Genomic DNA, 14,337 nt, shown 5'->3' with positions numbered 1-14,337 from the left:
TGTGCGCCAACGTTCGAAAATGCCTAGCCGGAGACCGCCACGTAGCGGTAGCCGAGGCGCCGCATCCGGTCCGGGTCCAGCACGTGCCGGCCGTCGAGCAGGATCGGCGTCCGCATCAGGCCGACGAACTTCGACCAGTCCAGCTCCAGGTACTGCGCCCACTCGGTCACCAGGACCACGGCGTCGCAGTCGGCGAACACGTCGTCGATGGTCGGGCTCAGGTAGGCCGCCAGCTCCGGCTGCTCGGCCCGGAACCGCTCGGTGGCCACCGGGTCGTGCAGCTTGACCCGGGCGCCGCGGGCCAGCAACGAGGCCGCGATGTCCAGCGCCGGCGCGTCCCGCAGGTCGTCGGTGTTCGGCTTGAACGCCAGGCCCAGCAGGCCGATCTTGCGGCCCTTGAGGATCCGCAGCTCGTCCTGGAGACGCTCGACGGCGACGGCGCGCTGCCGGCTGTTGACGTCGCGGGCCGCCTTCACGATCGGCATCTCGAGGTTGTACTCGGCGGCGGTGGCGATCAGCGCCTTGGTGTCCTTGCCGAAGCAGGAGCCGCCCCAGCCCACGCCCGGCTGCAGGAACCGGGAACCGATCCGCTGGTCCAGGCCCATGCCCCGGGCCACCTCGGTGATGTCCGCGCCGACCTTGGCGGCCAGCTGGCCGATCTCGTTCGCGTAGCTGATCTTCAGGGCCAGGAACGCGTTCGCCGCATACTTGATCAGCTCGGCCGAGGCCAGGTCGGTGGAGACCAGCGGGACCGCGTTGGCGTCCTCCGGCCGGGGCAGGAAGGCCGGCGGCGTGAACGTCTGGTTGATGATCGGCCGGTAGAGGCGGTTGAGCACCTCCAGGCTGCGGGTGTTGTCCGAGCCGATGACGATCCGGTCCGGGTAGAGGGTGTCCGCGATCGCGTTGCCCTCCCGCAGGAACTCCGGGTTCGACGCGACCGCGAACTCGACGCCGTCGGGCCGGTCCTCGCGCTGCTCGAACGAGTCGCGCAGGATGGCGTCCACCCAGTTGCCACTGCCGATCGGCACGGTGGACTTGTTGACCACCACGGTGAACTCGTGGTTCAGGCTCTGCGCGACCAGCTCGGCGGCGCGGCGGAGATAGCGGAGGTCGGGACTGCCGTCCTCGGCCGACGGGGTCTGCACCGCCACGAACACGACGTCCGCGCCGGGAACCGCCTCCTCGTAGGAGGTGGTGAAGGTGAGGTTCTGCGCCGCCTCGGCGAGCAGGTCCTCCATCCCGGGCTCGTAGATCGGGCACTTGCCGGCGCGCAGCATGTCCACCTTGGCCTGGTCGAGGTCGACACATGTCACCTCGTGACCGAGGAAGGCCAGGCTGACGCCCGTGGTCAGTCCGACATAGCCGGTACCGATAACGCAAACCTTCATGCAATCTCCTCCACCGCTACGCCGCACCCGCGGTTACGCCACGTATTCGGAACGTGGCCCAACCGGCCTCTCGCCGGGCCGGCCGGCCGGCGCCTCGGTTGGTGCCGACCTGCGTGTTCCGGCCGAATGATACACAGCCTTTGCAGGAGCCAAATGTCACGCAATGTCCTCTTCCCGGGAGGGGTCGCCGACAGTGGCTCCGATGTCACCGTGAAGTTTCCGGCTCTTGACATGAACATGACATCGGCAGACGCTCTTGGGAGCGCTCCCACTCATGTGTGTCAATGAAAGGGTCATCGCCCATGCGAAGGTCCACCGGCGGCGCGCTGGTCGCCGCCCTCATGACCGCCGCCACCGCGGTCGCCGTCGCCTCCGGCCCGAACGTCGCCACCGCCGCCCCCGCCGAGCCCTACACCTGGAAGAACGTCCGCATCGACGGCGGTGGTTTCATTCCCGGCATCGTCTTCAACCCGGGCGAGAAGGACCTCATCTATGCCCGCACCGACATCGGCGGCGCCTACCGCTGGAGCCAGGCGGCGCAGAGCTGGACCCCGCTGCTGGACTGGGTCGGGCAGGACGATTGGGGTCACAACGGTGTGCTGAGCATCGCCGCCGACCCGGTCGACACCGGGCGGGTCTACGCCGCGGTCGGCATGTACACCAACTCCTGGGACCCGAACAACGGCGCGATCCTGCGCTCCACCGACAAGGGAAACACCTGGTCACGGACGGCTCTGCCGTTCAAGGTGGGCGGCAACATGCCCGGTCGCGGCATGGGGGAGCGGCTCGCCGTCGACCCCCGGGACAACCGGAAGGTCTATTTCGCCGCCGAGGGCGGAAACGGGCTCTGGCGCAGCGTCGACCACGGCGTCACGTGGGGAAAAGTGACCAACTTCCCTAACGCCGGTAACTACGTCGCCGATCCGGCCGACCCGAACGGCTATCTGAACCAGAACCAAGGGTTGACATGGGTCACCTTCGATCCGGCGTCACCCGCTGTATATGTCGGGGTGGCCGACAAGGAGAACCCGGTCTACCGCTCGCTCGACTCCGGGGCCACCTGGGAGCGGGTCGCCGGCCAGCCCACCGGATATCTCGCGCACAAGGGCGTGATCCAGGGCAGGTACCTGTTCATCGCGACCAGTGACACCGGCGGCCCGTACGACGGCGCGGCCGGCCAGGTGGCCCGCCTGGACACCACCACCGGGGTCTGGACCGACATCTCGCCCACCCCGGTCGCCGACCGGTACTACGGCTACTCCGGCCTGACCGTGGACGCCAAGAAGCCGGGCACCCTGATGGTGGCCACCCAGATCTCCTGGTGGCCGGACGCGATCTTCTTCCGCTCCACCGACTACGGCGCCACCTGGACCCGCGCCTGGGACTGGAACGGCTACCCGAACCGCACCAAGCGTTACACCATGGACATCTCGGCGAACCCGTGGCTGGACTTCAACAGCACCGCCCAGGCGCCCGAGGAGAGCCCCAAGCTCGGCTGGATGAACGAGTCCCTGGCCATCGACCCGTTCGACTCCGACCGGCTGCTGTACGGCACCGGCGCGACCCTCTACGGCACCACCCAGCTGACCAACTGGGATGCCAACACCACGTTCACCGTCAAGCCGTTCGCCAAGGGCATCGAGGAGACCGCGGTCCAGGACCTGGCCAGCCCGCCCACCGGGGCGCCACTGGTCAGCGCGCTCTACGACGTCGGCGGCTTCCACCACGCCGATCTGGACACCGTGCAGCCGAACTTCCACGACACCCCGGCCCTGGGCAGCAACACCGGCCTGGACTTCGCCGAACTCAGCCCGTCGTTCTTCGTCCGGGTCGGCAACGCCGAGGCGGCCCCGCACATCGGGGTCTCCAACGACGGCGGCAAGACGTGGTACCAGGGACAGCAGCCGTCCGGGGTGACCGGCGGCGGCACCGTCGCGGTCGGCGCCGACGCCAACGCGGTGGTCTGGTCCCCGGCCGGCACCGGCGTGCACTACTCGGCCACCCGGGGCAGCACGTGGAGCGCGTCGGCCGGCATCCCGGCCGGGGCCGAGGTGGAGAGCGACCGGGTCAACCCGAAGACCTTCTACGGGTACGCCGCCGGCAAGTTCTACACCAGCACCGACGGCGGGGCCACGTTCACCGCCTCGGCCGCCGCGATGCCCACCGAGGGCCGGGTCAACTTCAAGGCCGTCCCCGGGTCGAGCGGTGAGGTGTGGCTGGCCGGCGAGACCGGGCTGCTGCGCTCCACCAACGCCGGGCAGACGTTCAGCACCGTCGGCGGCGGTGTCTCCGAGGGCGTCAACGTGGCGTTCGGCAAGGCCGCGCCGGGAGCCACCAACCCGGCGGTCTTCCTGGTCGGCACGGTCGACGGCGTGGACGGCGTCTACCGGTCGGACAACAGCGGCGCCCACTGGGTGCGGATCAACGACGACAGGCACCGGTACGGCAACGCCGGTGACGCCCTGGCCGGTGACCCGCGCATCTACGGACGGGTCTACCTGGGCACCAACGGCCGCGGCATCCTCTACGCCGACCGCAACGGCGGCCCGGCCTCCCCGACCCCGTCGACGTCGGTGTCCCCCTCGACCTCTGTCTCACCCTCCCCTTCTCCGTCGACCTCCCCGTCCGGAAACAGCGGCTGTTCGGCCACGTACAAGCTGACCGGCAGTTGGACGGGCGGCTTCCAGGGCGAGGTCACCGTCAAGAACAACGGAACCGCCACGACGAACGCCTGGAAGGTCGGCTGGACCTGGACCGCCGGGCAGACCGTCACCCAGAGCTGGGGCGGCACCGCCACCCAGAGCGGCGCGGCCGTCAGCGTCGTCAACGCCGGATACAACGGCACCCTCACGTCCGGGGCCTCCACCACCTTCGGATTCCTCGGCGGCACCACCGGCACCACCAACCCCGTTCCGTCCCCGATCACCTGTTCCACCACCCCGTAGGCCGGGCCCGGCGGCGCCCGGAGTCCCACCGGGCGCCACCGGAACGAACCCCGGCGGAGAGGAACATCCCCCGTGAACCAACTCAGACAGCGCCTGCGACGCGGGCTGGCCGTCACCGGCGTCGCCGTTCTCGGCGCCGGCGCGGCCCTGACCGCCGGCGCACCGGCCTATGCCGCGGCCGGCTGCACCGTGGTCTACAAGGTGCAGAGCCAGTGGACCGGCGGCTTCACCGGCGACATCCAGATCAAGAACACCGGCGACCCGCTCAGCACCTGGAAGCTGCAGTTCGACTTCCCGGACGCCAACCAGAAGGCGACCCAGGGCTGGAGCGGCGTCTACAGCCAGTCCGGCACCCGGGTCACCGTCGACAACGCCGCCTGGAACGGCTCGCTGGGCACCAACGCCACCATCGGCACCGGCTTCAACGGCACGTTCACCACGGCCAACCCGGTGCCGACCGCGTTCACCCTGAACGGCACCGCCTGCAACCAGGCGGCCAACGCGCCGACCGTGGCGATCACCAGCCCGGCCGCCAACACCAGGTACACCGCCCCGGCCACCATCCCGATCGCGGCCACCGCCACCGCGGCCAGCGGCCAGACGATCAGCCGGGTCGAGTTCTACCACGACGGGCTGCTGCTCGGCTCGGACACCACCGCGCCCTACACGTACAGCTGGAACGGTGTTCCGGCGCAGAGCGCCGCCTACCGCGTGCAGGCGGTCGCGTTCGACAACGCCGGCACCCGCAGCAGCACCGCCGACGTGCCGGTCTTCGTGGACGCGTCGACCACCCCGTCGATCGTCGCCGACGCCACCTCACTGGCCATCTCGCCCGGGGCCAGCGGCGCGTTCAAGGTGTCGCTGAGCAAGGCCCCGGCCGCCAACGTGACGGTGGCGGTGGCCCGCAGCGCCGGATCCACAGCGGTCACCGCGACCCCGGCCAGCCTCACCTTCACCCCGTCGAACTGGAGCACCGGCCAGTCCGTCACGGTCGCCGCCGCGGCGTCCGCGGCGATCGGGGCGACCGCCACCATCTCCGCCACCAGCAGCGGCTACACCGCCGCCCAGCTCGGCGTCACGGTGGTCGACCAGGGTTCGGTGGACGCCCGGTTCACCCAGCTCTACAACGACCTGAAGAACCCGGCCAACGGCTACTTCAGCCCGGAGGGCGTGCCGTACCACTCGATCGAGACGCTGATCGACGAGGCGCCCGACCACGGTCACGAGACCACCAGCGAGGCGTTCAGCTACTGGCTGTGGCTGGAGGCGTCGCAGGCCCGGATCTCCGGCAACTGGACGGCGTTCAACGGGGCCTGGGCGACGATGGAGAAGTACATCATCCCGTCGCACGCCGACCAGCCGACCAACGCCAACTACAACCCCCAGAAGCCGGCGACGTACGCGGCCGAATACCCGCTGCCGTCGCAGTACCCGTCGCAGCTGGACTCCACGGTCAGCGTCGGCACCGACCCGCTCGCCGCGGAACTGAAGTCGGCGTACGGCACCGACGACATCTACGGCATGCACTGGCTGCTGGACGTCGACAACGTGTACGGCTTCGGCCGCTGCGGTGACGGCACCACCCGTGTCGCGTACATCAACACGTTCCAGCGCGGCCCGCAGGAGTCGACCTTCGAGACCGTGCCGCAGCCCTCCTGCGACACGTTCGCGCACGGCGGACCGAACGGCTTCCTGGACCTGTTCACCAAGGACGCGTCGTACGCCAAGCAGTGGAAGTACACCAACGCCCCGGACGCCGACGCCCGGGTCGTGCAGGTCGCCTACTGGGCCCTGCAGTGGGCCACCGAGCAGGGCAAGCAGTCGCAGATCGCCTCGGCCGTGGCGAACGCCGCGAAGATGGGCGACTACCTGCGCTACTCGTTCTACGACAAGTACTTCAAGCAGCCCGGATGCGGATCCACCTCGTGCCCGGCCGGCACCGGCAAGAACGCCTCCAACAACCTGATGTCCTGGTACTACGCCTGGGGCGGGGCCTACGACACCAGCGCCGGCTGGGCCTGGCGGATCGGCTCCAGCGTGAGCCACTTCGGCTACCAGAACCCGATGGCCGCGTACATCCTGTCCAACGTCGCCGCCTTCAACCCGAAGTCGCCGACCGCCAAGGCCGACTGGCAGGCCAGCCTCGACCGGCAGCTGGAGTTCTACCAGTGGCTCCAGTCGTCCGAGGGGGCCATCGCCGGTGGCGCCACCAACAGCTGGAACGGCAACTACTCGGCCCGGCCCAGCAACGTGCCGCAGTTCTACGGACTGTCGTACGTCGAGGCCCCGGTCTACGAGGACCCGCCGTCCAACCGCTGGTTCGGCATGCAGACCTGGTCGCTGGAACGGCTCGCCGAGCTGTACTACGTGACCGGCAACGCCAAGGCCAAGGCGGTGCTCGACAAGTGGGTGCCGTGGGCTCTCGCCAACACCACGATCGGCGCCAACACCTTCGCCATCCCGTCCGACCTGCAATGGTCCGGCGCTCCGGCCACCTGGAACCCGGCCAACCCGGCCGCCAACACCAACCTGCACGTGACCGTCCTCAACCACAGCCAGGACCTGGGGGTGGCCGGCTCGTACGCCAAGCTGCTCACCTTCTACGCCGCCAAGTCCGGCAACGCGCAGGCCAAGACGGCGGCCAAGGGGCTGCTCGACGCGATCTGGGCGTTCAAGGACAGCAAGGGCGTGTCCAGCACCGAGACCCGCGCCGACTACAACCGGATGGACGACGTCTACAACGCCTCCACCGGCCAGGGCATCTACATCCCGCCGGGCTGGACCGGTGAGATGCCCAACGGCGACGTGATCAAGCCGGGCGTCTCGTTCCTGGACATCCGCAGCTTCTACCGCAACGACCCGGACTTCCCGAAGCTCGACGCCTACCTGAAGGGCGGCCCCGCGCCGACCTTCAACTACCACCGGTTCTGGGCCCAGGTCGACGTAGCAACCGGCTACGCCGAATACGCCCGGCTGTTCCCCCAGGGGTGATGATGAGATTCCTTCGGATGGCCGCGGTGGCCCTGTTCGCCGCCGCGGCCGGGATCCTGGCCCTTCCGGCCGGAGCCCAGGCACACGGCGCCATCCAGGTGCCCGGCAGCCGCACCTGGTTCTGCTACCAGGACGGCCGCAACCCGCAGACCGGCGCGATCGAGCCGAAGAACGCCGCCTGCGCCGCCGCCGTCGCTCAGAGCGGGGTCAACTCGCTCTACAACTGGTTCGCCGTGCTCCGCTCGGACGGCGCCGGCCGGGTCAACGGCTTCATTCCCGACGGGCAGCTGTGCAGCGGCGGGACCGGGGGGCCGTACAACTTCTCCGGGTTCAACCTGGCCCGCAACGACTGGCCGGTCACCCACCTGACCGCCGGGGCGAGCGTCCAGTTCAAGTACAACAACTGGGCCAAGCACCCGGGCACCTTCTACCTCTACATCACCAAGGACGGCTACGACCCGAGCAAGCCGCTGGCCTGGAGTGACCTGGAGCCGACCCCGTTCGACCAGGTGACCAACCCGCCGGACAACGGCGGCCCGGGCACCGACGCCGGCCACTACTACTGGAACGGCCGGCTGCCGGCGGGCAAGACCGGCAAGCACCTGATCTACTCGGTGTGGGCGCGCTCGGACAGCCAGGAGACCTTCTACGGCTGCTCGGACGTGGTCTTCGACGGCGGCAACGGCGAGGTCACCGGCATCGGCGGCGGCACCAGCCCGTCGCCCAGCAACCCGCCGAGCCCGTCCCCCAGCACTTCCACCCCCAACCCCAACCCCGGCGGCTGTACGGCCATGTACAGCATCGCCTCCTCCTGGACCGGTGGCTTCCAGGGTGAGGTGATGGTGCACGCCGGTTCCACCCCGGTGAACGGCTGGAAGATCGGCTGGACCTGGCCGGGCAACCAGACGCTCGCCCAGGTGTGGAGCGCCAAGGGCACCAGCAGTGGATCACTGGTGTCGGTGAGCAACGAGAACTGGAACGCGACGGTGCCGGCCAACGGTCACGTCACCTTCGGGTTCCTGGCCTCCGGCACGACGGCACCACAGGTGCAGAACCTGACGTGCACCACGGGCTGACGCTCCCTTGACGGTTCCCCCGGCAGTGTGACCGACATCGCCCTGCCGGGGGCGCCGGACGTCGGAGGTCGGCTTGACGCGCCCGCGGAGCCATTTGTACATTGCCCGCATAAAGAAGAAAAGCTCTCTTATCGGATCTTCGGGTGGTGTGGGCGACACCCCCGGGCCGTCCCGTTGGCGGGGGTTCCACCGGGCGGTCACCCGCCGTGGCCTGCTGCTGGGCGGCGCCGGCGCGACAGTCGTGATGGGCACCCCCGGCGAGGCCGGCCAGCGCGAAACCCTCTCACACACGCCCGCCCGCGTCGGCACCTGGGCGGCCGCCCCGACAGCGGTCCCCAACGGTAAGACACGGACGCTAGCCGACCAGACCATCCGGCAGGTCGTGCACACCAGCGTCGGCGGTGACCTGCCCCGCCTCACCCTGTCGAACGAATACGGGGCCGAACCGGTCCGGATCGGCGCCGCCAGCATCGCCGTCCGCGCGGGCATCGGCGAATCCTGCGACAGCGTCCCCGGCAGCACCCTCCCGATCACCTTCGACGGCGCGGGCGAAGTGGTCGTCCCGCCCGGCCGCACCGTCGTCAGCGACACCGTCCCGATGATCGTCCAGCCCGGCGCCGACCTGGTGATCAGCCTCTACCTGCCGGAACCGACGGTGGCCGGCACCATCAGCCCCCGGTCCAAGCAGTCCAACCTGATCGTCCCCGGCGACGCCACCGCCCTGGACGGGCCCGGCGCCGGCAAACGCCTGGTCCGCTACCTGTGGATCACCGGGCTCAGCGTCCGTACCGTGCGCACCGCCGCCTCGATCGTCACCCTCGGCGACTCGATCACCTGCGGCACCAACACCACCGACAACGCCAACCACCGGTGGCCCGACCTGCTCGCCGCCCGGTTCCGCGTCGACCGGGTGCCGCGCGGGCTGCTCAACGTCGGGCTCAGCGGCAACCGGCTGCTCCACGGCTACGAGGACCCCACCGGCAAGGCGGCCCGCCGGGCGTACATCGGGCCGGCCGCGGTGCGCCGCTTCGAACGGGACGTGGCCGGGCAACCCGGGGTGCGGTATGTGATCACCCTGATCGGCGTCAACGACCTGGCCAACAACCCCGCCGTCACCCCCGCCCAGCTGGTCGCCGGGCACCGGGAGCTGATCCTGCGCGCCCGGTCCGCCGGGCTGATCGTGATCGGGGGCACCCTGCTGCCGTTCGGTGCCGCCAAAGCCCGCTACAACAACCCGACCAACCTGGCCAAACGACGCACCCTCAACGACTGGATCCGCAACGGCGGCGAGTACGACGCGGTCATCGACTTCGACGCGGCACTGCGAGACCCGCGCTTCCCGGAACGCATGCTGAAGCGGTACGACTCGGGCGACGGCCTGCACCCCAACGACCTGGGGACGGCAGCGCTGGCGACGGCCGTACCGCTGGAGCTGTTCCTCTGATCTCTCAGACCCCGAAATCTCTCAGACCCCGAAACGATCCGGGTCGCCGGCGCCCACCCGCAGGACCTCCGGGGCGCCGCCGGACAGGTCGATCACCGTCGTCGGCTCGGTGCCGCACTCCCCGGAGTCGATCACCGCGTCGATCGAGTGATCCAGCGCCTCCTTGATCTCCCAGCCCTGCGTCATCGGCTCCTCCTCACCCGGCAGCAGCAGCGTCGACGAGACCAGCGGCTCACCCAGCTCGGCCAGGATCGCCTGGGCCGTGGTGTGACTGGTGATGCGTACCCCCACGGTCTTCTTCCTGGGGTGCAGCAGCCGCCGCGGCACCTCCTTGGTCGCCGGCAGGATGAACGTGTACGGCCCCGGAGTGGACGCCTTGACCGCCCGGAACAACGCGTTGTTGATCGTCACGAACTGGCCCAGCTGCGCGAAGTCATGACACATCAGGGTGAAATGGTGCCGGTCGTCCAGATGCCGGATCGCCCGGATCCGGTCCAGCGCGTCCTTGCTGCCCATCCGGCAGCCCAGCGCGAAACAGGAGTCCGTCGGATACGCGATCAGCCCGTCGGAACGGATCAGATCGACGACCTGATGAATGCTGCGCGGCTGCGGATTGTCGGGATGCACGTCGAAGTACTTGGCCACTTTCGACAGCTTAGGCTTCGATCATGACCTCCGTTCACCGACCGGCAGTCCGGATCCTCTGCTTCGACAAAGACGGATGGATCCTGCTGTTGAACTGGGCGGACCCGCTGTCCCACGAACGCCTCTGGGAGCCACCCGGCGGCGGCATCGACCCTGGCGAGACGCCGTGGCAGGCGGCCCGGCGCGAGCTGGCCGAGGAGACCGGCCTGGACCCGTCCCTGGTGGGCGAGCGGTTCATCGACGTCGATCGCGACTTCGTCTGGAAGGGCACCCGTTTCACCGGCCCGGAACAGTTCTTCGCGGCGTTCCTGCCGACCGCGCGGCCCCCGGTGGTCCGGGACAACCTGATGCCGTACGAGCAGACCGACCTGATCGCCCAGCGCTGGGTCGACCCGTCCCGCCTCACCGAACTACCCGACCGCCTGGACCCACCCACCCTGCCGTCCCTGGCCCGCGAACTGCGCACCTGGGCCTGAGGGCCCGCCCGTGGACGCCGGCTGCATCCGGCGCCCACGGCTTCTCCGGCTCGTCCATCGAGAGACAGGCGGAGGTCTGCGAAATCGGGAACCCGTCGGCCAGTATGCGCCCTGCCAGGTGGCACATTGCAAGCAATCACCCTGCGAGATGCTGCCTTGCACCACTCACTGTGACTGATTATCTGATCTTGCGGTGCCCCGGGTGAATTGCCAGTTAGTGGAGTAGTCGCGGACTATGTTCCGTTGTTGGATGGTCGAGTGGACGAGCATTCTGAAGTGGAGAGGCTCCGGTGGGCTGCATCCCGCCGGAACAAAGGCTCTCAGTCCGTCTCGTCCATCGCAGTGAGTAAGGGGGCATTGAAGTGGCTGGCTCTCCGCGGGCCGGTACCGACTGTGGGGCGTTTCCTCCGGAAGAGGAGCGTCCCGTGCTGGTGCTGACAGTTCTGCTGTTGGTGTCGGTGGTGGTCGCGCACTGGTCTGGATACAGTCCGGCCGAGGTCGCCACCCTGATCGGCGCAATTGCCGTTCTCTGGGGTACCCCGGTTCGATTCCTCACCGTACGGCCCGAATGACCTGGTAGTGGACGGCCGGTTTCGGCCGGCCGTTCACGGACGAGACAGTTTGGATGTGAATCTGTGATCTCGAACGCGAACGATTCGTTCGGCCCGCAGTGGCGAAAGAGCACCAGGAGTGGTGCCACCGCCTGTGTCGAAGTGGCTCACGTGAATGACCGCGTCATGGTTCGGGACTCCAAGAACCCGGACGGCACCGTGCTCTCCTTCGGGCGATCCGACTGGGATGCCTTCCTCGACGTCGTCAGTGCGGGCGCCCCGGATTAGCGGAGCTCGGAACGGGCCCTCTCGATCTGCTCGGCGAGAGAGGCGGAATCCCTGACCATTACCTCGAGGTCGAGGAAGATCTCGAGGTAATGGCGGGTCTCGTCCGGGGTGTCGCGGATCAGATGGTCGCCGTAGCCGGTCTCCAGGTAGATCGAGTCGTCCTCGCCCGGGCCGGACAGCTCCAGATGGATGAAGGGCCCGCCCATGCCGTTGTACTGGCCGGCCGAGAACGGGACCACCCCGATCGTCACGTTCGGCTTTCCGGCCACCGCGACCAGATGATCGAATTGCCTCTCCATCAGCTGTCGCGATCCGCCGACCAGACGGCGGAGCACCGACTCGTCGATGATGAAATGGAAGCGCCGGTCCTCGCCCCGGTCGATCAGTTCCTGGCGTTCCATCCGGAGCTGCACCAGTCGCGCGATCACATCCGGGGAATTCTCCGGGCCCCGGTAGGCGCCGATGATCGCCGTCGCATATTCCTCGGTCTGCAGCAGGCCGGGCAGGACGGTCGGCCCGAAATCACGGATGCTGCGGGCCGATGACTCCAGTCGCAGATAGTTCAGGAAGTTGCGGGGCAGGATCTCCCGGAAAGGCATGAAATTCTGCCGCCGGCTCATCCGGGCGAGCTGGATCAGCTCGTTGACCCGGTCGGTGTCCCGTACGCCGCACAGATCCAGGAGCGCCCGGAGATCGTTCACCGAGATCCCGGTGTCGCCGTTCTCGATGCGAACCACTTTCGATGTCGACCAGTAGAGCGCGTCCGCGATCTCCCGCTGTGTCATTCCCGCGCCCACCCGCAGCGATCGGATGGTGGTGCGCAGGCGCCGGCCCTGAATAACCGGATCTTCGTTCGGCTCCAATTTCGCGGAATCCCCTGAAAGGATGGAAACGGGAAAGGTGTCGTCCTCATGCTACGACAGGACGTCCCGGCGGAGGCCGGCCGGAAATCGGCCGATCACCCTGAAGCGGGGCTAGGCAAATGTAATTCGCACGAGACCGCGGGCGATCGGACGCCACTGGATCGGGGGACTGACGGGGGGACCTGGGCGGGGGATGCTTTTCGCCGGACCAGGGGTTGGGGAGGGTGCCGGTGGCCGGGAAGAGACGTGGGGTGGGGCGGCCGGACGGGGAGCGGGCCGGGTTCCTCGTCTGGCTCTCCGGGGCCGACCCGGACACCCTGGCGCGCAGCCCCCGGGAACGGCGCAAGTTCTCCGGGCTCGGCGGGGTGGTGCTCACCACCTCCGGCATGGCGGCCGTGTCGGCCGGGTTCGCGCTCTACAACGGGGTGCGCGCACCGCTCTGGGCGGCTCTTCCGGTGGCGGTGCTGTGGGGGCTGGCGATCGCCAACCTGGACCGCTGGCTGATCGCCGCGGCCACCCGCCGGGACCGGTGGTGGGAGAACCTGGCCACGCTGGTGCCCCGGCTGCTGCTGGCCGGGGTGATCGGCGCGGTGGTGTCCACCCCGCTGGTCCTGTGGATCTTCCAGAGTGAGATCCAGGCCCAGCTGACGCTCACCCAGCAGGCGGAGCGGGCCGCGTTCCAGACCACGCTGCGCGACGACGCCCGGTTCGCCGGGATCCCGCAGTTGGAGAAGGACGTCGACGAGTTGCAGCGGGTGGCCGCCGGGGCGCAGCCGGCCGGTGATCTGGCCGGTGATCCGGCGGTGGCGTCGGCCCAGGCCGAGTTCACCCGGCTGGACCAGCAGTACCAGGAGGCCCAGAAGCTCGCGTTCGCTGAACTCGACGGCTCCGGGGGCACCGGGAAGCAGGGCGCCGGGTCCACGTACCGGCAGAAGTTGAAGGTCGCCCAGGACCTGCGGAAGCAGCGGGACACGGCGAAGGAGAAGCTGGACGCCGCCCGCAACGCGGCCCTGGGCCGGGACAAGGCGGCGGCCGGCGGGCAGCAGGCCGACGCCCGCTCGGATCTGCCGGGCAAGCAGGCCGAGCTGGCCCGCCTCAAGTCGCTGAAGGCCCAGGAGGAGGACCGCTATCTGATCGACAGCCGCAACGACCGGGGGCTGCTGGCGCAGATCGAGGCGCTCAGCACGATCACCGACCGTGATGCCACGCTGAAGACCGCCTACCTGACGCTGCTGCTGTTCATCACCGCGATCGAGATCCTGCCGGTGCTGACGAAGTTCCTGCTCAACATCGGACGGCCGTCGGCGTACGACGAAATCCTGGCGTCCGCGGAACGCGCCGACGTGGAGATCGCCAAGGCGAACCTGGAGCGGGACCGGGAACGGCGGGAGAAGGAGTACGCGGCCCGGTCGGAGCGGCAGGCCGAGGTGGACGCGGAGTTGCGGGACCGGCGGATCGCCCGGTGGCGGTCGGACGAGATCCGGCGGATGCGCGGGCAGCAGGTGCCGCCGGCCCGCCCGGCGCGCTGGTGGTCGGCGATCCTGCCGGGGCAGCGGGAGCGGCGCCCGGCGGACGGCGGCTACGACGAGTGGCCGGACGCCGAGAACCCGGCGGCCACCCCGGCGTCGATCACCGACCGGGCCGGTGGTGGCTGGCGATTCCGGGAGTGA

11 protein-coding genes are annotated in these 14,337 nt (G+C 69.2%); 8 read left to right on the top strand and 3 right to left on the bottom strand.

Going from position 1 to position 14,337, the window contains the following annotated elements; all coding sequences use genetic code 11:
- Positions 1 to 23 precede the first annotated feature (23 nt).
- Positions 24 to 1,388, bottom strand: a complete 1,365-nt coding sequence (locus tag ACQ0O7_RS27835) for a UDP-glucose dehydrogenase family protein (protein WP_430785922.1) — start codon at positions 1,386 to 1,388, stop codon at positions 24 to 26.
- 302 nt (positions 1,389 to 1,690) lie between these two features.
- Here ACQ0O7_RS27835 and ACQ0O7_RS27830 point away from each other — a divergent pair, with 302 nt between their 5' ends.
- From ACQ0O7_RS27830 to ACQ0O7_RS27815, 4 genes are all read left to right on the top strand, one after another.
- Positions 1,691 to 4,333, top strand: a complete 2,643-nt coding sequence (locus tag ACQ0O7_RS27830) for a cellulose binding domain-containing protein (RefSeq protein WP_430785920.1) — start codon at positions 1,691 to 1,693, stop codon at positions 4,331 to 4,333.
- A gap of 72 nt (positions 4,334 to 4,405) precedes the next feature.
- Entirely contained in the window at positions 4,406 to 7,324 is a 2,919-nt protein-coding gene (locus tag ACQ0O7_RS27825; RefSeq protein WP_430785918.1) for a glycoside hydrolase family 48 protein, read from the top strand.
- Between the two features lie 2 nt (positions 7,325 to 7,326).
- The gene (locus tag ACQ0O7_RS27820) at positions 7,327 to 8,400 is read left to right on the top strand and encodes a lytic polysaccharide monooxygenase auxiliary activity family 9 protein (RefSeq protein ID WP_430785916.1); all 1,074 of its coding nucleotides are present in this window, start codon (positions 7,327 to 7,329) and stop codon (positions 8,398 to 8,400) included.
- Between the two features lie 148 nt (positions 8,401 to 8,548).
- Positions 8,549 to 9,844, top strand: coding sequence for an SGNH/GDSL hydrolase family protein (locus ACQ0O7_RS27815; protein ID WP_430785914.1), 1,296 nt, complete (start codon positions 8,549 to 8,551; stop codon positions 9,842 to 9,844).
- Positions 9,845 to 9,865: 21 nt separating this feature from the next.
- Here ACQ0O7_RS27815 and ACQ0O7_RS27810 read toward each other — a convergent pair whose 3' ends face one another.
- Positions 9,866 to 10,489: an L-threonylcarbamoyladenylate synthase gene (locus ACQ0O7_RS27810; protein ID WP_430785912.1), complete on the bottom strand. Its 624-nt coding sequence runs from the start codon at positions 10,487 to 10,489 to the stop codon at positions 9,866 to 9,868.
- Between the two features lie 23 nt (positions 10,490 to 10,512).
- Between ACQ0O7_RS27810 and ACQ0O7_RS27805 the strand changes: the two genes are divergently transcribed.
- The 3 genes from ACQ0O7_RS27805 (at position 10,513) to ACQ0O7_RS27795 (ending at position 11,804) form a co-directional block, all read left to right on the top strand.
- On the top strand, positions 10,513 to 10,965 hold the full coding sequence (locus ACQ0O7_RS27805; RefSeq protein WP_430785910.1) for an NUDIX domain-containing protein: 453 nt from the start codon (positions 10,513 to 10,515) through the stop codon (positions 10,963 to 10,965).
- 425 nt (positions 10,966 to 11,390) lie between these two features.
- Positions 11,391 to 11,537 (top strand): hypothetical protein, encoded by a 147-nt coding sequence (locus tag ACQ0O7_RS27800; protein ID WP_430785908.1) that lies wholly within the window; start codon positions 11,391 to 11,393, stop codon positions 11,535 to 11,537.
- Positions 11,538 to 11,600: 63 nt separating this feature from the next.
- Positions 11,601 to 11,804, top strand: a complete 204-nt coding sequence (locus ACQ0O7_RS27795) for a DUF397 domain-containing protein (protein WP_430785906.1) — start codon at positions 11,601 to 11,603, stop codon at positions 11,802 to 11,804.
- Here ACQ0O7_RS27795 and ACQ0O7_RS27790 read toward each other — a convergent pair.
- Entirely contained in the window at positions 11,801 to 12,667 is an 867-nt protein-coding gene (locus ACQ0O7_RS27790) for a helix-turn-helix domain-containing protein (RefSeq protein WP_430785904.1), read from the bottom strand. The genes ACQ0O7_RS27795 and ACQ0O7_RS27790 overlap by 4 nt on opposite strands.
- Positions 12,668 to 12,897: 230 nt before the next feature.
- Here ACQ0O7_RS27790 and ACQ0O7_RS27785 point away from each other — a divergent pair, with 230 nt between their 5' ends.
- Positions 12,898 to 14,337 (top strand): DUF4407 domain-containing protein, encoded by a 1,440-nt coding sequence (locus tag ACQ0O7_RS27785; RefSeq protein WP_430785902.1) that lies wholly within the window; start codon positions 12,898 to 12,900, stop codon positions 14,335 to 14,337.

The organism is Actinoplanes sp. G11-F43 (assembly GCF_050589265.1).
Lineage (GTDB): Bacteria > Actinomycetota > Actinomycetes > Mycobacteriales > Micromonosporaceae > Actinoplanes.
The sequence above is the reverse complement of the archived record's forward strand: the minus strand, read 5'-3'. Positions and strand labels throughout refer to the sequence as shown.